The following is a 22,479-nucleotide window of genomic DNA, read 5'->3' as shown; positions in this document are numbered from 1 at the left end:
GTCTCACGGCCGCCCCGGCTCAGTCCCAGAGGAGGCGCTGCTCGCGGTCCGGGTCGCCGACGGTCGTGGAGACGTCGTCGAAGATCCGCGTGACGCGGTCCTGAGGGCGGTAGCGGGGCCAGCCCGGGTCGCCCGTGGCGATGAACCGGACCCACGCGTCGAACATCTCCGTCGCCACCGCCTGCATTCGCTCGGCCGGGAACGTCCGGCCCGCGAACAGGAAGCGCCAGTTCCTGTTGCGGATGTCGTCGAACACCAACGGCAGATCGAGGCCGTGCACGGCGCCGAGACCCTTGCCGCGCGGGGCGATCCGCCAGTCCAGCCGGTACATCCAGGCGTCCGGCTGCGCTTCGGCGAAGCGGATCGCCGGGATCCACCAGTCCCCCGCCGTCAGCGCGCGGTTGCGGATCTGATCCCCGGGCCAATCGAGCAGGGCGTCATACGCCGCGACGGCCTTTTCGATCTCTTCGGCGGTCAGCATCGTCGAGCCGACGCCGAGCAGCTTCGCGCCACCCGACTGCAGCCAGCTGAACAGGTCTTCCTCGTCGGCCGTGGTCCCGATGAGCAGCGGGACGGCGCGCACGCCGTCGAGCGGGCGTTCCGGCAGCAGCTCGTCGCCGACGACCACGCGGTAGGTCACCTTGGTGCCCGAGACCGCCGAAACCCGTTGCTGCGCTTCGAGAATCCGCGTCACGGGCAGCGTCGCCAGCTCCTCCGGCGAGACGGCCAGCTCGGAAAGGACCGCCGAAGCGACCGCCGCGCCTTCGGCCGGGGTGTGGACGACCGAGCCGACGCCGGTGCCGCTCTGCACGATCGCCTGGTGGACCAGCCCGCGCGTGGCGGGCACGGCGAGCAGCGTCCCGACCGTGCGGCCGCCGTTGGACTGCCCGGCGAGCGTCACGCGGCCCGCGTCGCCGCCGAACGCGCCGATTTCGTCCCGCACCCATTCGAGGGCGGCGACCTGGTCGCGCAGCGAGAGGTTCGAGTCGGCGACGCCGGGCAGGTGCAGCATGCCGAGCACGCCGAGCCGGTAGGCGACGGTCACCACGACCACGCCGGCGCGGGCGTACGCGGAGGCGTCGAACTGGTGCGGCGCACCCATCACGCCACCGCCGCCGTGGATCCACACCAGGACCGGGTACGAGCCGGGTGCCGCGGGCGCGTAGACGTTGAGGTAGAGGCAGTCCTCGTCGCCGGTGAAGCCCCGTCCGGTCAGTTCCGGCTGCGGTGCCCGCGCGGCCCACTTCGTCGCGTCGCGTTCCCCGGCCCAGGACCGCACCGGCCGGGGCGCGCGGAACCGCAGCTCCCCCACCGGCGGCTCGGCGTAGGGCACGCCGAGGAATGTCCGGACCCCGTCCTGCTCGGACCCGCGCAGCGCACCGGCCGCGATCTCCACCGTCGTCACCCGGCCCAGCCTACGAACTTGCCCTGGAGCGCGCTCCAGCGTGTTGACTACCAGCCATGAGCGCAGCCGAAAACAAGCAACTGCTGAGAACCGCGTTCGACGCCTGGGCCACCGGCGACATCCGGCCCCTGCTCGCCGCGATGGCCGACGACGTCACCTGGACGGTCAGCGGGCACAACAGCTGGTCCGGCAGCTTCGCCGGCAAGGACTCGGTCCGCCGCGACCTGCTGGGCCCGCTCGGCGAGCAGTTCGAGGGCACCTACACCAGCACGGCGAGCCGGTTCGTGGCCGAAGACGACGTCGTCGTGGTCGAGACGCAGGGCAGCGTCGCCACCAAGACCGGCGCGCGGTACGACAACCGGTACTGCTTCGTCTTCCGCCTCGAAGACGGCCGGATCCGCGAGATCACCGAGTACATGGACACCCAGCTGGTCGCCGAAGTGCTCACCGAGCTGGCCCGGTGACACCCGCCGCGATCCTCGGGTGATGATTACCCCGTGCACATCGCGGCAGAGATAGTGGCGCTGGTCGTGACGGTCCTCGTCGTCAGCGCCGGAGCGCGGCGGCTGGACTGGTCCGCCCCGCTGTGCCTGATCGTCGTCGGCGTCGCCGCCTCCTACGTCCCCGGCGTGCCCGAAGTCCACCTCGACCCCGAGGTCGTGCTGCTCGGCCTGCTGCCGCCGCTGCTGTACTCGGCGGCCATCCAGACGTCGCTGGTCGACTTCCGGAAGAACCGGAGCGCGATCGGGCTGATGTCGGTCGGGCTCGTCGTGTTCACCACGCTCGGCGTCGGCGTGGTCGCCTGGGCCGTGATCCCCGGTCTCCCGCTGGCCGGCGGCATCGCGCTCGGCGCCGTCGTCGCGCCGCCGGACGCGGTCGCCGCCAGCGTCGTCGCCCGCCGGGTCGGGATGCCGCGCAAGCTGATCCGGCTGCTCGAAGGCGAGAGCCTGTTCAACGACGCCGCCGCGCTGGTCGCCCTCCGCACGGCCATCGCCGCGCTGGCCGGGTCGGTCAGCCTGTGGCAGGTCGGCGCCGACTTCTTCCGCGCGGCCATCGGCGGCGCTGTGGTCGGGCTCGTCGTCGGGTTCGCGGCCGCGTTCGTCCGCGCCCGGCTGAACGAGCCGGTGCTCGACACCGCGCTGTCGTTCGCCGTCCCCTTCATCGCCTACATCCCGGCCGAGGCGATCCACGGCTCCGGCGTGCTCGCGGTCGTCATCGCCGGGCTCATCCTCGGGCACAAGGCACCGCAGATCCTCTCCGGCTCGACCCGGCTGGCGTCCCGGCTGAACTGGCAGACCATCGCGTTCCTGCTGGAGAACATGGTCTTCCTGCTCATCGGCCTGCAGCTGCGGCGGATCCTCGCCGAGGTCGGCGAGAGCGGGCTGTCGCTGACGATGCTGACCTGGATCTGCGTCGCCGTGCTCGGCGCGACCATCCTCACCCGCGTGCTGTGGATGGCCGGGATCGGCACCGTGAAGCGGCTGGAGCGGCGCCTGCTGCCGGCGAAACCGCGGGCGAAGATCTGGCCGTGGCGCTACTCGGCCGTGATCGCCTGGGCGGGCATGCGCGGCGTGGTCACGCTCGCCGCGGCGTTCGTGCTGCCCGCGGACACCCCGCAACGGGCCGTGCTGGTGCTGGCGGCGTTCGTCGTCGTGGCCGGCACCCTGGCCGTGCAGGGCATGACGCTGCCGCCGCTGATCCGGAAGCTGCGCCTGCCGCGGCCGGACCCGGCGGAGGACGCGCTGCAGGAGGCGGCCGTCCTGCACGACATGACCCGCGCCGCGCTGGCCAGGCTCGAAGAGATCCGGACGGACGACGACCCGCCGGAGATCATCCAGCGCCTGCGCGACCGGCTGCAGCACCGCGCCGACTCCGCGTGGGAGCAGCTCGGCCGGCAGAGCGCGCTGGCCGAGACGCCGAGCGACGCCTACCGCCGCCTGCGCCTCGAACTGCTCGACGTCGAGCGCCGCCAGTTCCTCAAGGCCCGCGACAGCGGCAGCGCCGACGACGACGTCCTGCGCAAGGTCCTGGAACGGCTCGACATCGAAGAGTCCATGCTGGACCGCGACGAGGAAGAACCCGAGGTCGAAGGCCGCGAGCTGCGCACCCCGGCCGCGACCGCCGGGTCGTGCAAGCACCTCGCGCACGAGTGGGTCGAGCGCGATCCCAGCTCGCCGGACACGTGCGCCGCCTGCATCGAAGAGGGCACGACCTGGGTGCACCTGCGCATGTGCCTGAAGTGCGGCAACGTCGCCTGCTGCGACTCCTCGCCGCGGCGCCACGCCACGCAGCACTTCCACGAATCCCGGCATCCGGTCATGCGCAGCTTCGAGCCGGGCGAGACGTGGCGATGGTGTTTCGTGGACAAGCAACTCGGCTAGGGTCGGGGCCATGAGCACGCCGGAGCAGGAGATCGAGTACCGCCAGCACCGCTTCAGCCCGCCCCCGGGCGCCACGGAGATCTTCCTGGTGCGGCACGGCGAGTCGGCTCCCGCGCGGGGCGAAAACCCCTTCACCCTGGTCGAGGGCCAGGCCGACCCGGAACTCGCGCCCGACGGCCGCGACCACGCCCGGCGCGTCGGCGACCGGCTGGCCGGCGAGCGGATCGACGCGATCTACGTGACGACGCTGCGCCGCACGGCCGAGACCGCCGCGCCGCTGGCGGAGAAGCTCGGGCTGACTCCGGCCGTCGAGCGGGACCTGCGCGAGATCCACCTGGGCGACTGGGAGAACGGCCTCTTCCGCAAGTACAGCGCCGACGGCCACCCGATCATCGAGCGGCTGTGGACCGAGCAGCGCTGGGACGTCATCCCGGGCGCGGAGTCCGACGAGGCCTTCGGCGCCCGGCTGCGCGGCGCGTTGACGCGGATCGCCGCGGCCCACCCCGGCCAGCGCGTCGCCGTGTTCACCCACGGCGGCGTGATCGGCGAGGTGTTCGCCCAGGCCAGCCGCTCGGTCGAGCGGTTCGCGTTCCTCGGCGCGGACAACGGCTCGATCTCGCACCTGGTGGTCCACGGCGACAACTGGATCATCCGGCGGTTCAACGACACCGCCCACCTGGCTACGCCGCTCGGCTGAGCTTCCCCGCCGCGACGAACTGCACGGTCACCAGGATCGAGACGGCTTCCGCGGCCAGCAGCCCGATCAGCACGAGCACCTGCGTCAGCCCCGCTTCGACCGGCCCCGCACCGCCGAGCAGCACGCCGACGTAGGCGCCCGGCAGCGTCACCAAGCCGACCGTGCGGGTCTGGTCCAGCGCCGGGATCAGCGCGTGGCCGGCGCTCGGCCGGCAGATCTCCAGCGCGGCCGGGCGCGGCATGAATCCCAGTGCGAGCGCGGCTTCGTACTCGCCGTGGCGGGCCTTGAGCTCGTCGAGCGCGCGGCGGGCGGCCTGCGACGTCGCGGTCATCGCGCCGCCGATGACGATGCCGGCGATCGGCACGACGGCGATCGGCTTCGGCGGGACCACCCCGGCGCCGAGGACCAGCGCGAGCACCGGCGCGACGCCGGCCGCGATCGCCAGCGCCGTCCAGGGCAGGTTCGCCCAGCGGCCGGCCCGGCGTGCCGACGTCACCGCGGCGATGCCGAACATCAGCAGCACGAACAGGCCGGTCAGCGGCACCGAGCGCAGCACGGCGGTGATCACGAACGACACGAGGGCCAGCTGCGCGACCGCGCGGACGGCGGCGACCAGCACGTCCCGCCCCCGCCCGAGGCCGCCGGCCCGGACGACCGCGGTGGCGGCGAGGGCGAGCAGGACCAGCACCGCCACGAGGGCGGGCCCGAAGGTGATCGCGGCGTCGTTCACGCCGCTCATGGTGGACGTCAGACGGCGCAGGTGAACGGGCGGCCCGGCTCGGCGACGGTCTTCTCGGCGACGACGACCCCGTCGACGACGATCCGGCAGCGCAGCCCACCGGGACCGGGGTTCCGGGCGGCGACGCTGTAGAACTCGGTGCGGCCGGCCGGGCCGACCCGGGTGAACGCGGCCGACCACGGCGTGGCGACCTCGGCGTGCTGGGTCAGCACCGAGCCGGCGCCGGCGTAGGTGACGTCCCGGGCGCCGTGCGCGCCGAGCAGTTCGTAGACGACGGAGTGGCTCACGGTGGCGACGGCGGCCGGCACCACCGGCGCGGCGACCGGCTCCACCTTGGCCGGCCCGCGAGCCGACCGGGGCATGACGAACGACGTCACCGCGAAGGCCGCGGCGAGCACACCCAGGACGACCACGACGCTGCCGGCCGACCTGGCGCGGCTCTGGTCGCGGTTCGCGGTGTGAGCACCCATGAAGAGGTCTTCTCTCGTCGCGCGCACCCTCGCCGGGTGCGTCGACCTCTATCTCGCCGTGACCTCACCGCGCGTTAGCCGTTACCCGCTGGGTTTCACCCGAACGGGTGCCGCCCGGTTTTTGTCGGTGCCCGGGTGCATGATCGGGGTGTGTACGAGGAGGTGGCGCCACCCCGGCGGCTGGCCGATGTGGCGCGCTGCGTGTGGCGATCGGCGTCGGCGGGCCCGAAGCGGATCGTCCCCGACGGCTGCCTGGACCTGGTGGTCGGCGACGGCGGGGTGTTCGTCGCGGGCCCGGACACGGCGGCGTGGTCGTCGGTGACCCGGCCGGGCGCGGTGCTGCGGGGCGTCCGGTTCCGGCCGGGGCACGCTCCGGCGGTGCTCGGCGTGGCGGCGGACGAGCTGCGGGACCGCCGGGTGCCGCTGGGCGAGCTGTGGGGGCGGGAGGGGGAGGTGCTGGCGGAGCGGTTGCTGTCGGGTGAGCTGTCGCTGGCGGGGGCGGTGGAGTCGCGGCTTTCGGAGGCCGGCACGGCCGACTGGGCGGTGGCGGAGCTGATCGAGCGGCTGGACGCGGGGGCGGCGCGGGTCGCGGAGGCGGCGGCGTTTCTGGCTCCGCGCGTGGGCGACCCGGACCGGACCGCCGCGAAGCCCGGCCGCCGCGACCTCGCCGAGGCGGCTGCGCTGCTGGCCCAGGGCGAGGCTGACCGGGTCGCCGCAACGCTGGGCCGCCCCGACATCGCCGAAGCCGCGGCGCTGCTGGCCCGCGGCGAAACCGACCCGGCCCGGATCGCCCGCGCCACCTCGCCCGATCTCGCGGCCGCCCGGCTCGAAGAACCCTCCGCGGTGAGCGAGCGGCGGTTGCGCCGGCGGTTCGTCCAAGCCGTCGGGTACGGGCCGGCCACCTATCTGCGCGTCGCCCGGTTTCAGCGGGCCGTCGCGCTCGCTCCGCGCGTCTCCGGGCTGGCCGCGCTCGCCGTCGCCGCGGGGTACTCCGACCAGGCGCACCTCAGCCGGGACTGCCGGGCCCTCACCGGGCTGACCCCGCGCGCCTACTTCCCCGCACCCTCCACTGTGGACGCGGCGGAGCGGGACCGGCTCCGTTCGGCGTAATCCCCGCGGTCAACCGGAAGTGGGCCGGCACCCGGCAAGGTAAGCGGACGGTAAACACCCACCAAGAGCGCTATCCTCCCCCTCGACCGGTGATCAGGGAGGGCGTGTGGCCACCATCAGCGACGTCGCGGCGAGGGCCGGCGTCTCCACGGCGACCGTGTCGCGCGCGCTCAACGGCAAGTCCACTGTGGACCCGACCCTCGCCGCGCGCGTGCAGGAAGCGGCCGCCGAGCTCGGGTATCACCCGAACGGGCTGGCCCGGAACCTGCGCCGCCAGGAGACCGCGGTCCTCGCGCTCATCATCTCCGACGTCGAAAACCCGTTCTTCACGGCCATCGCGCGCGGCGTCGAGGACCTCGCGCAGCGGTCGGGCTACTCGGTGGTGCTCTGCAACTCCGACGAGAACGAGGACAAGGAGCGCCGGTACATCGAGGTCGCGCTGCAGGAGCGGGTCGCCGGGGTGGTGCTGTCGCCGACCGGCCGGTCGACGAACGTCGAGGGCCTGCGCCGCCAGGGCACGCCGCTGGTCGCGGTCGACCGCCCGCTGCCGGCCGAGACGGGCGACCAGGTCCTGGTCGACACGCGCCACGCCGCCGCCGAAGCGACGCGGCACCTGCTGGCGGGCGGCTACCGCCGCGTCGGCTGCCTGACCGGACCGGCCGGCGTCCGCACGGCCGACGACCGCCTGGCCGGGTACGCCGACGTCGTCGGTGAAGCGAACGTCGTGGCCCGGCGGGCGGAATACCGCGCCGAGGGCGCCCGGCTGGCGGCGCTGGAGCTGCTCGACGAGCCGTCCCCGCCGGACGCGCTGCTGGTCGCGAACAGCACGATGGCGATCGGCGTGCTGGAGGCCCTTTCGTCGCGCGGGCTGCGTTCCGGGCGTGACGTCGGGATCGTCTCGTTCGACGACGCCCCGTGGACGACGCTCATCGATCCGCCGCTGACGGTGGTCGCCCAGCCCGCGTACGAGGTCGGCCGCGTGGCGGCGCAGCTCCTGCTGGCGCGGATTTCGGACAGCAGCCGCGAAGCCACGACGACGACGCTCGAAGCGTCGCTGATCGAACGGAAGAGTTCACGCCGCTGAAGATTCCGGCTGCCGTGCGCGAAGAGTGGAGCGACGTGCCCGGGGGGCCGGCTCGTGCCGGGCCCCCCAGGCACGCCCCACCCCCTGTGTCCCCCATGACCGGCGCGAACGCGCCGGATCCAGTGAGCACGGAGCGGAAATCGTTTACTCACACGGAACGTAAGGCCACGCAAGCACACTGTCAAGCCTGGACATCGTCGCCCGATGCCGTCAAACTGACCGGAAGTTGCCTACTCAACGTGTTGAGTGATGTGCGTTAAGTGTCGATCTCTGGTGAATTCACGCACAGACAGGGCAAGAAACCGCACGAACCCGCACACTCGCGCTGTTTCGGGTTAGTCTGGATCCCATGTCTGTAGCGCTGGAGAACATCCTCGCCAAGGCGGGCCTGAAGGTCGACGCGAACGAGTTCCTGACGCTCGTCGAAGACGCGGCGCGCAGACTGTCCCCGCCGAACCCCGATCCGTCGCACTACTTCTCCGCCGACCAGCGCGCCGCGCTCACCGACGTCGGCCTGGACCTCTCGCCGCGCCGGGAAGGCGAACCGGACTTCCGCGCGCGCACCGTGGCCGCGCACGCCGTCCTCGCCGAAGGCGCGCTCAGCGTCAACGAGGCGGCCAAGGTCCTCGGCGTCGACGACAGCCGCATCCGGCACCGCCTCAAGGAAGGCAGGCTGACCGGCTGGAAGGACGGCGGCTGGCGGCTCCCCGCGTGGCAGTTCGCCGGCTCGGGCGTGCTCCCCGGCCTCGAAGTCGTGCTCAAGGCCCTCCCCGACGACCAGCCCGCGCTGGTCGTCGCCGCGTTCATGAGCACGCCGCAGCCGGACCTCGTCATCAACGAGCACCCCGCGACCCCGCGGCAGTGGCTCCTCTCCGGGGGTGACCCGGACCACATCGCCCGCCTCATCGCCACGCTCGGCTCGCCGTTCTAGGCTGGAGCGTCCCCGAGCAAGATCACCGACAAGGACGGACCACCCCCGACCCATGGCCCGGCTACCGCTGCCGCCCGCCCGATCCGTCCTGGTCCGGCAGCTGAACCGTGCGAGTGACGTGGTCACGGTCCAGCCCGCGACCAGGCTGGTCCGCATCTTCACGGCGCACGGCAACCACCCCCAGCAGTGGAATTCGTTCCGCTACACCGGCCCGCTCCCGCACGGCCGGTTCGACCAGCAGTCGCCCGGCCGCGGCGGCGCGCCGGTCACCGACCCCGCGAACGGGGTCCTCTACTTCGGCCTCACGGTCCGCACGTCGGTCGCCGAGGTCTTCCAGACCAGCTCGACGGTCGACCGCCGCACGCGCGGGCCCCGCCTGGTCGTCGTCCGCCCGACGCGCACGCTGCGCCTGCTCGACCTGACCGGCCTGTGGCCGACGCGCGTGGGCGCGTCGCAGGAGATCTCGAGCGGGCCGAAGAAGCTGACGCAGGCCTGGGCGCGCGCGATCCGCGGCGCGTTCAGCGACCTGGACGGCCTTTGGTACCGCTCGTCGATGGACTCGGGCGACCCGGCGATCTGCCTGTGGGACCCGCCGGCGGGCGCCGCGCTGCCGATCGCGCCGGACGTGCTGCTGCCGCTGGACCACCCCGGTCTGGACGTCCCGCTCGGCCGGGTCTGCGAAGAGCTGAACTACACGTTGCTGAACTGAGCCTCCCGCGGCGGGGCGGTCGGTAGTCTCGGGCCGCATGGAGGTCGAGATCTACACCGACGGCGCGTGCAGCCCCAATCCGGGACCAGGTGGCTGGGGCGCCGTGCTGCGCTACGGCGAGCACGAGAAGGACCTGTACGGCGGGGACATCGGCCCGACGACGAACAACCGCATGGAGCTGATGGCGCCCATCGTGGCCCTGGAAAGCCTCACACGCCCGTCCGTCGTGAAGCTCTACACGGACAGCACCTACGTCCGCAACGGCATCACCTCGTGGGTGCACGGCTGGAAGGCGAACGGCTGGCTGACGAAGGCCCGCGAGCCCGTCAAGAACTCCGACCTCTGGCGCCGCCTGGAAGCGGCCGCCGACCGGCACGAGGTGGAGTGGCACTGGGTCAAGGGCCACGCGGGCCACCCGGAGAACGAGCGCGCCGACCGCCTGGCCGTCCGCGGCGTCGAAGAGGTGACGGGCCGCGAAGTGCAGCAGCCCCAGGCGAAGCCGAAGAAGGCCGCGAAACCACCGCGTGCGCTTAGCGGCGAACCGTGCGGCGCGCCCACGAAGAAGGGCACGCCCTGCCCGATCACGGCCGGCGCGAACGGGCTGTGCCACGTGCACGACCCGGCGTTGCAGTGCGGCGCGCGCACCAAGAAAGGCGCGCTCTGCACCATCGCGACCGGCGGTGGCCACTGCGAATACCACCAGGACTCCCTGGAACTGTTCTCGTAGCGACGGCTCAGCCCAGCGTGCCTCGCGGGCAGACGAACCCGACGATCTCCGACGCGATCAACCCCGCCTGCTCGGCCGGATCGGCGTCCAGGATCGCCCGCGTCTCCGCCTCCGACGTCCGGAAGAACGCCACCCCCGTCACCGGCAGCGCCGACGACGGCTCCGGGACCGCGCCGGCGAACAGCAGCGTTCCCGCCGCCTGCTGCTGCCGCGCGGACGACAGGTGCCGGGCCCGCAGCTCCCGCGCCATCTCCTCGGAGATCTCGCCGGCGCGCGGGCCCGCCCGGAACAGCACCATCCGCCACGTCTCGAGCTCGAAGTCCACCTCGGGCACCGTCATGGCCTGAAGTTACAGGTGCCGGCCCCACCATTCGAGGATCGCTTCGAAGCCCTGACTTGCTCGATGTCCCGCGACCCGCGACGCGAGGAGTGCACGATCTGCACCGCATCTCAACAGCCAGCACCCTACCCAAGATCAGCGATCTTGAGCCAAAGTCAGGTAGGGTGACCGAATGGTCATGCGGGTGGCGATTCCCGTGCTGCCGTGCCGAGATGTGCAGGCAGCGCGGTCGTACTTCACGGACGCGCTCGGATTCGACACCATATTCACCTGGGAGACCCCACCTAGCTACGCGGCCGTTATCCGCGACACCGCCGAGTTCCACCTGTACGCCGAAAGCAGCGTCGGCCCGGCCAGGGTGACGGTTGTCGTCGACGACGTCGATTCCTGCCACGACGAGCTGCGCGCCCGCGGCGCCGACATCGTCGAGCCACTGGCTGACCGGCCCTACGGGATGCGCGACTTCAACGTACGGACACCCGATGGGCACTTGTTGATCTTCAGCCAGCCGCTTACCGAGAACGGGTGACCATCAGCGGACCAGCCGGAAGAATGACCGGACCTCGTCGACGAACAACGCAGGCTGCTCGAACGCCGCGAAGTGGCCGCCCTTGCCGGGCTCGTTCCAGTACCGGATGTTCGGGAACCGGCGCGCCGGCCGACCCGGAGATCCATTCGTTGACCTGCCGAAGGCTTTCCCAGTACAGCCGGGCGGATGAGGCCGAGCATCCGGAGCCCCATTCGTCCGCCTCCCGCAGTGTCGCGAGCGCCGCCCGCTCGGCATCGGTGAGGTCGTCCAACGTGGCCGGATCGGGCGATGCTGGGCAGACCCCTGGAACCGGCCGCTCAGTGCGCAGATTTTCGCCGTTCACACGACGAAACCGCAGCTCGACAGCCAGCACCCTACCCAAGATCAGCGATCTTGAGCCAAGTCAGGTTACAGGTGCCGGCCCCACCACTCGAGGATCGCTTCGAAGCGCTGGACGCGGTGCCGGGGGCGGCCGGAGCGGGACAGCTCGTGGCCCTCGCCCGGGAACAGCAGCAGCTCCGCCGGCGCGCCCGCCCGCCGCAGCGCGACGAACATCCGCTGCGCCTGCTCCAGCGGGCAGCGCCAGTCCTGCTCCGAATGCACGACCGCGAACGGGATCTTGATCTGGTCCGCGTACGAAAGCGGCGACTTCTCGCGCTGCACTTCCGGCGACGTACCGATGTAGGCGTCGACGAAGAAGTAGCCGATGTCGGAGCTGCCGACCATCGAGTCCCACGCGTTGACCGCGCGCTCGCTCCACGCCGCCTTGAAGCGCTCGCCGTGGTGGGCCGCCAGCCAGCTCGTCATGAACCCGCCGTACGAACCGCCCATGATGCCGACGCGGGAGGCGTCCAGGTCCGGCCGTTCGAGGGCCTTGTCCAGCAGCGCCAGGACATCGTCGACGTCGACCGTGCCAAAGGCCTCCGTGATCGAGTGGCCGTGGGTCTGGCCGTAGCCCGCCGATCCGCGCGGGTTGCCGAGCACCACCGCGTAGCCCGCCGCCGCGTACACCTGGGCCTCGTCGAACACCGCCCAGTCCTGCTGGGTGAACGGGCCGCCGTGCACCACGCGCAGTACCGGGTGCGGGCCGTCGCCCTCCGGCAGCACCAGCCAGCCGTGCACCGGGTAGCCGTCCGGCGCCGTGGTCTCCAGCTCGATCATCGGCCGGATACCCTTGTCGCGCAACGGCTTCGAGTAGTCGGTGAGCACCCGCGGCTCGCCGTCGCCGAGCAGCACGACCTCACCCGACGTCGACGGCGTCGCGATCACCGCCGCCAGCACCGCGCCGTCGAGCGTGAACGACCGCAGGGCCGTGCGGTCCGCGTAGACCACCGGCAGGTCGGCCAGCGGGGCGTCCGCGGCGGCGAAGGGCACCGCGCGCAGCTCCACCGCGCCGCGGTTGCGGACGGCCACCAGCACGTCGCTCTCGCGCGGGGCCGGCGGTCCCGCCGACGCCTCGCAGTCGACCGTCTCGATGTCGGTGAGCCGGCGCGCCTTCACCGGACCCGCGCCGAACTCCGGCGTCGCCGCGTACAACCCGGTCATCGCGGCTTCGCGGTGCTCGTCGAAGGACTGTCCGAAGTAGAACAGCGTGCCGTCGGCGCCGAAGGCCGGACGCTCGGAGAAACCCGTGCCCCGCACGACGACCTCGGGCTCGCCGCCCGCCGCCGGGATCGCGCAGACGTCACGGTGGTCGCTCTCGGCCGCGCCCCAGTCCGGCGGCGCGGTGAAGACCACGCGGGTGCCGTCCGGCGTCCAGACCGGGCCGGTCACGTCGAAGCCGTCACCGGTCAGTGGCTCCGGGTCCGGGGCATCCTCGTCGAGCGCGTCGACGACGAACAGCCGCTGCATGCGGTCGCGCAGGAAGCCGATGTCGTCGATGCGGTAGTCCATGCGCGTGATCCGGCGCGGGGCCTCGGCGGCCGGCTCCGGGGTCTCGCCGTCGGCGTCCTCGGTCCCGTAGCGACCGGGTTCGGGCACGCGCGCGGTGAACGCGATCCGCCGCGAGTCCGGCGCCCACACCAGCTCGCCGGCGCCGAGGTGCAGCGACGTCACGCGGCGCGCGTCACCGCCGTCGGCCGGCATGACGTGCAGCTGCGGGCTGCCCTCGGCCCCCTTGCCCTCTCCCGCGCGGAGGAACGCCACCCAGCGCCCGTCCGGGGAGATGGCGGGCGCCGAGTCGCGCGGACCGTGCGTCCACGCGGACTCCCCGCCGTCGAGCGAGACGCGCCGCAGCGAGCCGTGCGCGGCGTTCGTCTCGAGGTCGGGCTTCTTCAGCGCGGTGAGCAGCAGGTTCCCGCGCAGCGCGGGACGGCCGGGAGCGATGAGGGCTTCGATGTCGGCAGGACGCACGTCCCCGACCGTACCGGAAATCCTTAGCGCTGCGAACGACCTTAAGTCGGGAGTTACGCGGCGACCTGCTTGCGCTCGTCGCGCCGGGCCTTCGCCAGGCTGGCCACCGTGGTCACGGTCAGCACGACGACGATCACGCCGAGGGAGATCCAGTTGTTGATGTCCAGCCAGTCCGGCACGACGTGGTACTCGTGCAGGGCGTGCAGGAACAGCTTCGCGCCGATGAACGCGAGGATCACCGCGAGGCCGTAGGTGAGGTAGACCAGCTTCGTCACCAGGCCGCCGAGCAGGAAGTACAGCTGCCGCAGGCCCATCAGCGCGAACGCGTTGGCGGTGAAGACGAGGAACGCCTCCTGCGTGATGCCGAAGATCGCCGGGATCGAGTCGACCGCGAAGAGCAGGTCGGCCGAGCCGATCGCCACGATCACCAGCAGCATCGGCGTGATCATCCGCTTGCCGTTGATCTTCACCGTGTAGTGGTGGCCGTGGTAGTCGTCGGTCACCGGCGCGATCTTGCGGACCTGCCGGGTGACGGCGTTCTCGTGGTACTCCTCTTCTTCGCCCTTGCCGCGCAGCATGCTGACCGCCGTCCAGACGAGCACCGCGCCGAAGAGGAAGAACACCCAGACGAACTGCTCGATGAGCGCGGCGCCGATGGCGATGAAGACGCTGCGGAAGCCCAGCGCGAGCAGGATGCCGACCAGCAGCACGCGGTGCTGGTGGATGGCGGGCACCTTGAACGACGCCATGATGATCATGAAGATGAACAGGTTGTCGACGCTCAGCGAGTACTCGGTGATGTACCCGGTGAAGAACTCGACGCCCGGGTCGTGCCCGGCGAAGATCCACACGCCGGCGCCGAAGAGGACCGCGCAGGAGATGTAGAAGATCACCCAGCGAGCGGCTTCCCCCGTGGTCACTTCGTGCGGCTTGCGATCGACGATGACCAGGTCCAGCGCGATCAGCGCGAGCAGGCCACCGATCGTGGCGATCCACAGCCACAGGGGGACAGTCATGGAACCAGAACCTCCGGATAGTGCGCAGCAGCAACTAACCGGAGGTCTCTCCCGCCGGTGAAAACACCGGCCGACGGTGCCGGGGGCGCAGGGCCACCGTGCTGACGACACCGCCGCGAAGGAATACTCCCCTCACAGCGCGTCCAGTTTGCCGGTTCCCCCCGCCCGAGCGCCAGCCGGGATCGCGCACGTCACCAGGTTGGTCCTGTAATTTCGGTCACCTCGGTCCACCAGGCGGTCCCGGACGTGTGATCGACGTGAGGTCCGGGCGACACTCTCAGCAAAGCTCAAATAGGTTTCTCCCGTGCCCCGACTCCCGCTCCCGCGCACCCGCGGAGCCCGCCTCACCGCGCTCGCCGCGGTCGTCGTGGTCCTGGCCGCCGGCGCGGTCTTCTGGATCACGCGGCCCGCCGCGCCGGCCGCGGTGCCCACGCAGGACGCGCTGATCGACCTGCCCGCCTCGCCCGGCTCGGCGGAGCAGGTCAAGATCGACACGACCACCTACCTGCCCGCCACCGTGCCCGCGCCCGCGGTGCTGCTCGCGCACGGCTTCGGCGGGGACAAGACCAGCGTCGCCGACGACGCCCGCGAACTCGCGCGGAAGGGCTTCGTCGTCATGACGTGGTCCGCGCGCGGGTTCGGCAAGAGCACCGGCAAGATCGGGCTCAACGACCCGGACGGCGAGGTCGCCGACGCGAGCCGCCTGATCGACCGGCTCGTCGCGCAGCGCCAGGTCACGCTCGACGCGAACGGCGACCCGAAGGTGGCGGTCACCGGCGCGTCCTACGGCGGCGCGCTGTCGCTCCTGCTGGCCGGCACGGACAAGCGCGTCGACGCGGTCGCCCCGGTGATCACCTACAACGACCTCGCCCAGGGCCTGGTCCCGAACGCTGCCACGCCCGCCCTGACGGCGTCGGGCACCCCGGCGGCCGGCGCGTTCGCCACCGACGGCGTGTTCAAGAAGAGCTGGGCCGGCATCTTCTTCTCGGCGGGCTCGGGTGCGGCGGCGAGCGGTTCGCCGTCGGCCGAAGCCCCCGAAGCCGGGCAGGAGACCGATACCGGGTCCACCGGCTCCGCCGGGACCGCCGCCGCGGCCGCCGTCCCCGCCGTGCCCCCGGGTGCCGGCGGCGGGCGCCAAAGCGGACCGGCCGACCCGTGCGGCCGGTTCACCGCCGCCGTCTGCCGCGCCTACACCGAGCTCGGCACCACCGGGCAGGCGAGCCAGGCGAGCGTCGACCTGCTGCGCCGGGTCTCCCCCGCGTCCGTGACGAGCAAGATCACCGTGCCGACGCTGCTGGTGCAGGGCGAGAGCGACACGTTGTTCGGCCTCGACCAGTCCGACGCCACCGCGCGGCAGATCACCGCGGCGGGCGGCAAGGTCAAGACGATCTGGTACACCGGCGGCCACGACGGCGGCAAGCCCGGACCGCAGCTGCGCGCCAAGATCGGCGACTTCCTGTGGAGCGCGGTCAACGGCGGCGATCCCGGCACCGGGTTCAGCTACGACGTCCAGGGCACGTTGCGCGCCAACGGGACGCCGTCGGTCCGCACGGTCAACGCGGCCGCCTACCCCGGGCTCACCGGCCCGGCCACCGAGCGGCGGCTGCTGGCCATGTCCGGGCCCGCGCAGCCGATCGTGCGCCCGGCCGGGGCGAACCCCTCGGCGGTGAGCGGGATCCCCGGCCTCAACGGCGTCGCGAGCAGCACGTCGAGGCTGGGCGCGCTGTTCAGCAACGACCCGCCGGGCCAGGCCGCGCAGTTCACCACGGCGCCGGTCGACGGGCAGGTCGTCGTCAGCGGCTCGTCGACCGTGCGGCTGCAGGTCGCCGCGGACCCGGCGCACCCGCAGCCGGACGCGGTGCTGTTCGCGAAGCTCTACGACGTCGGCCAGGACGGCTCCCGCGTGCTGCCGGCCAACGCGATCGCGCCGTTCCGGGTGAGCGGGCTGCCCGCCGACGGCACGCCGGTCGAGGTCACCGTGACGCTGCCGGGCATCGTCCGGCCGATCGAGGGCGGGCACTCGCTGCGGCTGGTCGTCGGCACGACCGACCAGGCCTTCGCCGCCCCGGCCGCGCCCGCGGTGTTCCGGGTCGCGCTGGCCGGCGGCACCGCGTTGGCCGTGCCGGTCGTCCCCGGGACGTCCGTCGGCTCACCGGCGCCGGTCGGGCAGCTGGTCGGCATCGCCGTGACGCTGGCGATCGGTTTGGCCGCGGTGCTCTTCGCCGCGCTTCGCCGCCGCCGGGCCACCGACGTCGACCCGGAGCTGGCGACGACGCCGTTGGTCATCGAGGGGTTGCGCAAGCAGTACGCGGGCGGGTTCGTCGCGGTGAAGGACCTCTCCTTCCGCGTCGAGCCGGGCCAGGTGCTGGGCCTGCTCGGGCCGAACGGCGCGGGCAAGACGACCACCCTGCGGATGCTGATGGGCCTGATCACGCCGACCGAGGGCAGCATCCGCGTGTTCGGGCACAAGATCACCGCCGGTGCGCCGGTGCTGTCGCGGATCGGCTCGTTCGTCGAGGGGTCCGGGTTCCTGCCGCACCTGTCCGGCCGGGCGAACCTCGAGCTGTACTGGGCGGCGACCGGGCGGCCGGCCGAGAAGGCGCACTTCGCGGAGGCGCTGGAGATCGCCGGGCTCGGCACGGCCGTCGACCGGCGCGTGCGGACGTACAGCCAGGGCATGCGGCAGCGGCTGGCGATCGCGCAGGCGATGCTCGGGCTGCCGGAGCTGATGGTGCTCGACGAACCGACCAACGGGCTCGACCCGCCCCAGATCCACCAGATGCGCGAGGTGCTGAAGCGGTACGCCGCGACCGGCCGCACGGTGGTGGTGTCCAGCCACCTGCTGGCCGAGGTCGAGCAGACCTGCACGCACGTCGTGGTGATGCACCGCGGCTCGCTGGTGGCCTCGGGCGAGGTCGGCGAGCTGGCCGCGGCGGGCGGCGAGGCGACGTTCCGGGTCGACGACCCGGCCGCGGCCGCCGCGGCGCTCAAGGCCCTCAGCGGCGTCACCGACGTCGACGTCGAGGGCGAGCTGGTGCACGCGAACCTCGGCGAGCTGCCGCGGGCCGAGGGTGTCGCCGCGCTGGTGCGCGCCGGCGTGGCGGTGGAGCAGGCCGGGCCGCGGCGCCGGCTGGAAGACGCGTTCCTGCAACTGGTCGGAGAAGAGTCATGAGCGAGGGTGTGCACACCGATCCGCACGCGCTCGACGAGCTGAGCGACGTCGCTTCGGCCGAACACGCCGGCGTCGGAGCCGACGGCGCCGTCGAGGGCTACTCGGCCCGGCGGACGCTGCGGCTCGGCGTCGAGCTGCGGCGCCAGCTCAAGCGGCGGCGCACGCAGTTCCTGCTCGGGTTCGTCGCGATCCTGCCGTTCATCCTGGTGATCGCGTTCGAGCTGGGGCAGTCGAACCCGAACCGGCGCAGCGGCGGGTTCGTCGACCTGGCCACGGCGTCGGCGCCGAACTTCGTCGTGCTGGCGCTGTTCGTGTCCGGGACGTTCCTGCTGCCGATGATCGTGGCGCTGTTCTTCGGCGACACGATCGCGAGCGAGGCGTCGTGGTCGAGCCTGAAGTACCTGCTGGCCGTGCCGGTGCCGAGGCAGCGGGTGCTGCGGCAGAAGGCGATCGTGTCGGGGCTGCTGTCGGCGTTCGCGCTCGTGCTGCTGCCGTTGGTTTCGCTCGGCGTCGGCGTGCTCTGGTACGGCGCGGGCGACGCGATCAGCCCGACGGGTGACGCGGTGTCCTTCGGCGACAGCCTGCTGGCCATCGCACTGTCCACTGTGTACATCATCCTGCAGCTGGCGTGGGTGGCCGGGCTGGCGCTGGCGCTGAGCGTGTCGACCGACGCCCCGCTCGGCGCGGTCGGCGGCGCGGTGCTGGTGGCGATCCTGTCGCAGATCCTCGACCAGATCACGGCGCTGGAGGGACTCCGCAACTACCTGCCGACGCACTACGCGTTCTCGTGGATGGATCTGATCTCCACCGACGTCGACTGGACCAACCTGGCCAGCGGCATGCTCTCGGCGGTGATCTACGGGACGGTGTTCTTCCTCTACGCCGGGCGGCGGTTCGCCCGCAAGGACATCACCAGCTGAACCCGGTACGGTCGGGCTCGTGCCGATAACGCTGGAGAACCACCAGGACGTCGCCGTGGTGCGGATCGACCACGGCGGCGGCAACACCCTCGACACGGACTCCTGCCGCGAACTCGTGCTCCGGCTGGAGGAGGTCGCCGACGCCCGCGCGGTGGTGCTCACCGGCACCGGCCGGATCTTCTCCGCGGGCGTCGACCTCAGGCGGATCCACGACGGCGGCGCGACCTACGTGTCGGAGTTCCTGCCGCTGCTGTCCGACGCGCTGCTGGCCGTGTTCGGCTGCCCGCGGCCGGTGGTCGCCGCGCTGAACGGGCCCGCCGTCGCCGGCGGCGCGGTGCTCGCCGCGGCGTGCGACCACCGCGTGCTCGGCGCGGGCACCATCGGCGTGACCGAGCTGCTCGTCGGGGTGCCGTTCCCGTTGGCCGCACTGGAGATCCTGCGCTGCGCGTACGGCACCGCGCCGCTGCCGTCGCTCACCTACTCGGGTTCGACGTACGGCGGCGAGGACGCGCTCGCCCGCGGTCTGGTCGACGAGCTGGCGGACGACGTCCTCGAGCGGGCGCTGGCCGTCGCGACCCGGCTGGGCGAGCTGCCCGCCGAGGCGTTCGCGCACACCAAGGCCCAGATCCGCCAGCCCTTCCACGAGCGGATCGCCGAGTACCGCCACAGCGACGACCCGGAGGTGGAACGGCTGTGGCGGGCCCCCGCGGCGCTCGCCGCCGTCAAGTCCTATGTGGACCGAGTGCTCGGCTAGGCGGCGCGGACGCCGCTCTCCGCGAGGGACTTGATGCCCTCCACCGTCTTCTGCATGTTGCCCTGCAGCTCGCCGAGGCGCATCGCGACGATCTCCTCTTCGTGCTCGGGCATCGAGCCGATGATCGTCGTCAGGTTGGACGGGCCGGGGCCGATCTGGGCCCACTGGCGCAGGATCGTACCGTCGCCGTCGGGGACGAGCTCGAACTTCCACGACGCGGCCGGGTTCGTCACGTCCATCACCGCCCACGCGAACAGCCGCCCGGGCTCGTAGCCGGTGACGGTCGAGACCGTCTCCCACTCCCCGGCGACCGGGTGGGAGTTGCGGCCGCGGAACTGCGCGCCCAGGCCGGGTTCGGAGCCCTCGACCCAGCCGCCGCCCTGGAACTCGCTCGAGAACCGGGCCGGCAGGTCGACGTCCAGGAGCCAGGACCAGACCTCGGCCGGCCGCGCGGCGATGCGGACTTCGACCTGCGTCGTAGGGCAGTCGGAAACCTTCATGGCGGACCCCTCGCTCGATGCCGGTGCCTACGGCTTCGGACCGTAACGTGGCCCTGATCACCCGGACAACTCGCACGGTGCCCGCGGCTGCGCACGGATGAGGACGCGCGCGCCACCCGACGAAAGTCGGAACCTGACCGATTCTGCGCCCGGACAGCCGATTGCCGACCGCGCCCGGTTCTGTGAGGGTCCCACGTGGGATCGAGCCGGGGAGGGTGCTCCATGCGCAGACTTTTCACCGCCGTGGCGGCCGTGCTGATGGCGGTGGGCCTGGCGCCCGCCGCGAGCGCGGCCACCGACATCGAGACCGCGCTGGCGCGGATCCCGGGGCTGACGGTCGTCAAGGAGGACCCGGCCCCGGCCGGGTACCGGTTCTTCGAGCTGACGTTCACCCAGCCCGCCGACCACCGCCACCCCGGCGCGGGCACGTTCGAGCAGCGGTTCACCCTGCTGCACCGCGACTTCGCCGCCCCGACGGTCGCCTTCACCAGCGGCTACAACGTCAGCACCGCGCCGAACCGGTCGGAGCCGACGCAGATCGTCGACGGCAACCAGCTTTCGATGGAGTACCGGTACTTCACGCCGTCGCGGCCCCAGCCGGAGAACTGGGCGAAGCAGCTGACGATCTGGCAGGCCGCCGCGGACGAGCACCGCGCGGTGCAGGCGTTCAAGGCGATCTACCCGGGCAAGTGGCTGGCCACCGGCGGCAGCAAGGGCGGTATGACGGCGACGTACTTCCGGCGCTTCTTCCCCGACGACGTCGACGCGACGATCCCGTACGTCGCGCCGAACGACGTCATCGACCCGGTCGACGTCTACAACCGGTTCCTCTCCCGCGTCGGCAACGACCCCGCGTGCCGAGACGCCCTGAAAGCGATCCAGCGGGACGCGCTGAAGCGGCGTGACGAGCTGGGCGTGATCGCCGCGGCGGACGCGGCTCGCCGGGGGTTGACGTTCTCGATCGTCGGCTCGGCCGACAAGTCCCTCGAGATCTCGGTGATCGACTCGTACTTCGCGTTCTGGCAGTACCAGAAGCAGGCGGACTGCGCGACGGTGCCGGCGCCGGGCGCGCCCGCGGCCGACGTCTACGCCTGGTACGAGAAGGTCGAGAGCCTCAACACGTACTCCGACCAGGACCTGGCGCCGTACATCCCGTACTACTACCAGGCGGCGGTCCAGCTGGGGTCGCCCGAGGCGTACGACGGTTACCTGCGCGACCTGCTGCGCTACCCGGGCGCGGACCAGCCGAAGACGTTCGTGCCGGCGTCGATCCGGCTGCCGCGGTTCGACTACCTGGCGATGCCGGACGTCGACTTCTGGGTGAAGTCCCGCGGCACGCGGCTGCTGTTCGTGTACGGCTCGAACGACCCGTGGGGCGCGGAGCCGTTCGAGCTGGGCTTCGGCAGCCGGGATTCGTACCGCTACTACGTGCCGGGCGGCAACCACGGGTCGAAGATCGCCCAGCTGCCCCCGGCGGACGCGGCGGCGGCGACCGCGACGGTCCGGCGCTGGGCCGGCCTGCCTGCTGCGGCGCCGTTGACGGCCCGCAGCGCCCCGGCCGGGTTCCCCGACTTCGACGCGGACCTCACCCTGTCGGCGCGGCCACCACTGTGAGTTTCCCCGGGCCGGGCGTAGTCTCACGGCACCGTTGCCGGCCCGGCCCGAGGAGGCGCACATGCCTCGTCCCGTCCACTTCGAGATCCACGCGGGCGAACCCGAACGCGCGGTGGAGTTCTATTCGGCGGTGTTCGGCTGGAAGTTCGAACGCTGGGGCGAGGCGCCCTACTGGGTGATTTCCACCGGAGAAGGCAACGGCATCGACGGCGGCCTGGTCCCGCGCGTCGGCCCACCGCCGGCGGAGTCGGCCCCGGTGCACGGGTACGTGAACACGATCGCGGTAACCGACCTCGACGCGGCGCTGGCGTCGGTGAACGACGCGGGCGGATCGCTGGCGCTGCCGAAGAACCCGGTCCCGGGCGTGGGGTGGCTGGCGTACTGCAAGGACACCGAAGGCAACATCTTCGGGATGCTGCAACCGGATTCCGACGCACCGGCGCCTTAGGGACGTTTGGCTTTCGGCAGCCGCCGCACGACGTCGTCGTAGGAGGCGTCGATGAGTTCTTCGAGCTCGGCGTCCGGAACGCCGGCGCGGAGTGCGACACGGTTCCAGCCGTAGCGGCCGAGGTAGTCCATGACGGTGACGGCATCCGGGTACCGTTCCCGGACCTCGGCGGCTTCTTCGCGGGTGGCCCCGCATTTGACGGCGACGCTGCCGGGTTCGTCCTGCCCGATGAAGGCGAAGCCCTTGCCGCCGACTTTGGCGACGAGGACGTGATCGCCGAAGGGATAGGTCTCCTCGGCCCCAGGCTTGCCGAGACAGTAGGCGACGACGGCTTCGATGTTCACCGCTCCCCTTCCCCACTCCGGCACGGCCCTCTGCCACCCACCCGGGCGGGCAGAGGCCTCCGCCACCCGCTCCGGCCCTCGACTCCCTCGCCGTGGTCCGGCCAACGGACCGCCCGCGGCCGGGTTCCCGACCTCGCATGCTGCCGGGTTCCCGACCTCGGCTCCCATCCCATCCCGGCCCTGGCCTGGCCTGGCCTGGCCTGGCCTGGCCTGGCCTGGCCTGGCGGAGCCAACCCT

At 72.2% G+C, this 22,479-nt stretch carries 22 protein-coding genes and 1 pseudogene; 14 read left to right on the top strand and 9 right to left on the bottom strand.

Annotated elements, in window-relative coordinates; genetic code table 11:
• Positions 1-19: 19 nt before the first annotated feature.
• On the bottom strand, positions 20-1,405 hold the full coding sequence (locus ACERZO_RS24820) for a carboxylesterase/lipase family protein (protein WP_372667135.1): 1,386 nt from the start codon (positions 1,403-1,405) through the stop codon (positions 20-22).
• A gap of 56 nt (positions 1,406-1,461) precedes the next feature.
• Between ACERZO_RS24820 and ACERZO_RS24815 the strand changes: the two genes are divergently transcribed.
• The 3 genes from ACERZO_RS24815 to ACERZO_RS24805 are packed head-to-tail and all read left to right on the top strand — an operon-like array spanning position 1,462 to position 4,483.
• Positions 1,462-1,869, top strand: coding sequence for a nuclear transport factor 2 family protein (locus ACERZO_RS24815; protein ID WP_372667134.1), 408 nt, complete (start codon positions 1,462-1,464; stop codon positions 1,867-1,869).
• Positions 1,870-1,902: 33 nt separating this feature from the next.
• Entirely contained in the window at positions 1,903-3,786 is a 1,884-nt protein-coding gene (locus ACERZO_RS24810) for a Na+/H+ antiporter (protein ID WP_372667133.1), read from the top strand.
• A gap of 10 nt (positions 3,787-3,796) precedes the next feature.
• Entirely contained in the window at positions 3,797-4,483 is a 687-nt protein-coding gene (locus ACERZO_RS24805) for a histidine phosphatase family protein (RefSeq protein WP_372667132.1), read from the top strand.
• On the opposite strand, the gene ACERZO_RS24800 is transcribed toward ACERZO_RS24805, so the two are convergent.
• Together ACERZO_RS24800 and ACERZO_RS24795 are read right to left on the bottom strand one after the other, a co-directional pair.
• Entirely contained in the window at positions 4,467-5,213 is a 747-nt protein-coding gene (locus tag ACERZO_RS24800; RefSeq protein ID WP_372667131.1) for an ABC transporter permease, read from the bottom strand. The genes ACERZO_RS24805 and ACERZO_RS24800 overlap by 17 nt on opposite strands.
• A gap of 17 nt (positions 5,214-5,230) precedes the next feature.
• Positions 5,231-5,692, bottom strand: coding sequence for an MmpS family transport accessory protein (locus tag ACERZO_RS24795; RefSeq protein ID WP_372667130.1), 462 nt, complete (start codon positions 5,690-5,692; stop codon positions 5,231-5,233).
• Between the two features lie 150 nt (positions 5,693-5,842).
• Here ACERZO_RS24795 and ACERZO_RS24790 point away from each other — a divergent pair, with 150 nt between their 5' ends.
• From ACERZO_RS24790 to rnhA, 5 genes and pseudogenes are all read left to right on the top strand, one after another.
• Positions 5,843-6,802 carry a helix-turn-helix domain-containing protein gene (locus ACERZO_RS24790; RefSeq protein WP_372667129.1) on the top strand — a complete coding sequence of 320 codons (960 nt, stop codon included), beginning with the start codon at positions 5,843-5,845 and terminating at the stop codon, positions 6,800-6,802.
• A 106-nt stretch (positions 6,803-6,908) separates the two neighbouring features.
• Positions 6,909-7,886, top strand: a complete 978-nt coding sequence (locus ACERZO_RS24785) for a LacI family DNA-binding transcriptional regulator (protein WP_372667128.1) — start codon at positions 6,909-6,911, stop codon at positions 7,884-7,886.
• Positions 7,887-8,235: 349 nt separating this feature from the next.
• Positions 8,236-8,817 (top strand): DNA-binding protein, encoded by a 582-nt coding sequence (locus tag ACERZO_RS24780; protein WP_372667127.1) that lies wholly within the window; start codon positions 8,236-8,238, stop codon positions 8,815-8,817.
• A 52-nt stretch (positions 8,818-8,869) separates the two neighbouring features.
• Positions 8,870-9,526: an RES family NAD+ phosphorylase gene (locus tag ACERZO_RS24775; RefSeq protein ID WP_086680664.1), complete on the top strand. Its 657-nt coding sequence runs from the start codon at positions 8,870-8,872 to the stop codon at positions 9,524-9,526.
• Positions 9,527-9,563: 37 nt separating this feature from the next.
• Positions 9,564-10,007: pseudogene (rnhA, locus tag ACERZO_RS24770) on the top strand (ribonuclease HI); the annotation flags it as partial.
• Between the two features lie 253 nt (positions 10,008-10,260).
• On the opposite strand, the gene ACERZO_RS24765 reads toward rnhA, so the two are convergent.
• The gene (locus tag ACERZO_RS24765) at positions 10,261-10,593 is read right to left on the bottom strand and encodes a YciI family protein (protein ID WP_372667126.1); all 333 of its coding nucleotides are present in this window, start codon (positions 10,591-10,593) and stop codon (positions 10,261-10,263) included.
• Between the two features lie 172 nt (positions 10,594-10,765).
• Here ACERZO_RS24765 and ACERZO_RS24760 point away from each other — a divergent pair, with 172 nt between their 5' ends.
• Positions 10,766-11,122: a VOC family protein gene (locus ACERZO_RS24760; RefSeq protein ID WP_372667125.1), complete on the top strand. Its 357-nt coding sequence runs from the start codon at positions 10,766-10,768 to the stop codon at positions 11,120-11,122.
• Here ACERZO_RS24760 and ACERZO_RS24755 read toward each other — a convergent pair.
• Genes ACERZO_RS24755 through ACERZO_RS24745 form a run of 3 tightly spaced genes read right to left on the bottom strand, consistent with a single transcriptional unit; the run spans position 11,106 to position 14,490 of the window.
• Complete coding sequence (locus ACERZO_RS24755; RefSeq protein ID WP_372667124.1) at positions 11,106-11,495, bottom strand: hypothetical protein; 390 nt, start codon at positions 11,493-11,495, stop codon at positions 11,106-11,108. The genes ACERZO_RS24760 and ACERZO_RS24755 overlap by 17 nt on opposite strands.
• A 35-nt stretch (positions 11,496-11,530) precedes the next feature.
• Positions 11,531-13,474: a S9 family peptidase gene (locus tag ACERZO_RS24750; protein ID WP_372667122.1), complete on the bottom strand. Its 1,944-nt coding sequence runs from the start codon at positions 13,472-13,474 to the stop codon at positions 11,531-11,533.
• A 53-nt stretch (positions 13,475-13,527) separates the two neighbouring features.
• Positions 13,528-14,490 carry a TerC family protein gene (locus ACERZO_RS24745; RefSeq protein WP_372667120.1) on the bottom strand — a complete coding sequence of 321 codons (963 nt, stop codon included), beginning with the start codon at positions 14,488-14,490 and terminating at the stop codon, positions 13,528-13,530.
• Positions 14,491-14,794: 304 nt separating this feature from the next.
• On the opposite strand from ACERZO_RS24745, the gene ACERZO_RS24740 reads away from it, so the two are divergent.
• Genes ACERZO_RS24740 through ACERZO_RS24730 form a run of 3 tightly spaced genes read left to right on the top strand, consistent with a single transcriptional unit; the run spans position 14,795 to position 19,336 of the window.
• Positions 14,795-17,662 (top strand): alpha/beta fold hydrolase, encoded by a 2,868-nt coding sequence (locus ACERZO_RS24740; protein WP_372667119.1) that lies wholly within the window; start codon positions 14,795-14,797, stop codon positions 17,660-17,662.
• Positions 17,659-18,582, top strand: a complete 924-nt coding sequence (locus ACERZO_RS24735) for an ABC transporter permease (protein ID WP_372667118.1) — start codon at positions 17,659-17,661, stop codon at positions 18,580-18,582. The genes ACERZO_RS24740 and ACERZO_RS24735 overlap by 4 nt, the downstream gene beginning before the upstream one ends.
• A 19-nt stretch (positions 18,583-18,601) precedes the next feature.
• Entirely contained in the window at positions 18,602-19,336 is a 735-nt protein-coding gene (locus ACERZO_RS24730; RefSeq protein WP_372667117.1) for an enoyl-CoA hydratase/isomerase family protein, read from the top strand.
• Here ACERZO_RS24730 and ACERZO_RS24725 read toward each other — a convergent pair.
• Entirely contained in the window at positions 19,333-19,836 is a 504-nt protein-coding gene (locus ACERZO_RS24725) for an SRPBCC family protein (protein ID WP_372667116.1), read from the bottom strand. The two genes, ACERZO_RS24730 and ACERZO_RS24725, sit on opposite strands and share 4 nt — an antisense overlap.
• Positions 19,837-20,058: 222 nt before the next feature.
• Here ACERZO_RS24725 and ACERZO_RS24720 point away from each other — a divergent pair, with 222 nt between their 5' ends.
• Entirely contained in the window at positions 20,059-21,450 is a 1,392-nt protein-coding gene (locus tag ACERZO_RS24720) for a S28 family serine protease (protein ID WP_372667115.1), read from the top strand.
• A 61-nt stretch (positions 21,451-21,511) separates the two neighbouring features.
• Positions 21,512-21,898 (top strand): VOC family protein, encoded by a 387-nt coding sequence (locus ACERZO_RS24715; protein WP_372667113.1) that lies wholly within the window; start codon positions 21,512-21,514, stop codon positions 21,896-21,898.
• Here ACERZO_RS24715 and ACERZO_RS24710 read toward each other — a convergent pair.
• Positions 21,895-22,242: an MmcQ/YjbR family DNA-binding protein gene (locus ACERZO_RS24710; RefSeq protein ID WP_372667112.1), complete on the bottom strand. Its 348-nt coding sequence runs from the start codon at positions 22,240-22,242 to the stop codon at positions 21,895-21,897. The two genes, ACERZO_RS24715 and ACERZO_RS24710, sit on opposite strands and share 4 nt — an antisense overlap.
• Positions 22,243-22,479 lie beyond the last annotated feature (237 nt).

This window comes from Amycolatopsis kentuckyensis, assembly GCF_041679295.1.
Taxonomy (GTDB): domain Bacteria; phylum Actinomycetota; class Actinomycetes; order Mycobacteriales; family Pseudonocardiaceae; genus Amycolatopsis; species Amycolatopsis kentuckyensis_A.
Note: the sequence above shows the minus strand (reverse complement) of the source record. Positions and strands in the feature narration are given on the sequence as shown.

Bases quoted from the DNA above. Each gene is read 5' to 3' on its own strand.
- ACERZO_RS24795 (WP_372667130.1), bottom strand. From the start codon at position 5,692: ATGGGTGCTCACACCGCGAACCGCGACCAGAGCCGCGCCAGGTCGGCC.
- ACERZO_RS24745 (WP_372667120.1), bottom strand. From the start codon at position 14,490: ATGACTGTCCCCCTGTGGCTGTGGATCGCCACGATCGGTGGCCTGCTC.
- ACERZO_RS24805 (WP_372667132.1), top strand. From the start codon at position 3,797: ATGAGCACGCCGGAGCAGGAGATCGAGTACCGCCAGCACCGCTTCAGC.
- ACERZO_RS24720 (WP_372667115.1), top strand. From the start codon at position 20,059: ATGCGCAGACTTTTCACCGCCGTGGCGGCCGTGCTGATGGCGGTGGGC.
- ACERZO_RS24735 (WP_372667118.1), top strand. From the start codon at position 17,659: ATGAGCGAGGGTGTGCACACCGATCCGCACGCGCTCGACGAGCTGAGC.
- ACERZO_RS24775 (WP_086680664.1), top strand. From the start codon at position 8,870: ATGGCCCGGCTACCGCTGCCGCCCGCCCGATCCGTCCTGGTCCGGCAG.
- ACERZO_RS24815 (WP_372667134.1), top strand. From the start codon at position 1,462: ATGAGCGCAGCCGAAAACAAGCAACTGCTGAGAACCGCGTTCGACGCC.
- ACERZO_RS24760 (WP_372667125.1), top strand. From the start codon at position 10,766: ATGGTCATGCGGGTGGCGATTCCCGTGCTGCCGTGCCGAGATGTGCAG.
- ACERZO_RS24725 (WP_372667116.1), bottom strand. From the start codon at position 19,836: ATGAAGGTTTCCGACTGCCCTACGACGCAGGTCGAAGTCCGCATCGCC.
- ACERZO_RS24715 (WP_372667113.1), top strand. From the start codon at position 21,512: ATGCCTCGTCCCGTCCACTTCGAGATCCACGCGGGCGAACCCGAACGC.
- ACERZO_RS24765 (WP_372667126.1), bottom strand. From the start codon at position 10,593: ATGACGGTGCCCGAGGTGGACTTCGAGCTCGAGACGTGGCGGATGGTG.
- ACERZO_RS24780 (WP_372667127.1), top strand. From the start codon at position 8,236: ATGTCTGTAGCGCTGGAGAACATCCTCGCCAAGGCGGGCCTGAAGGTC.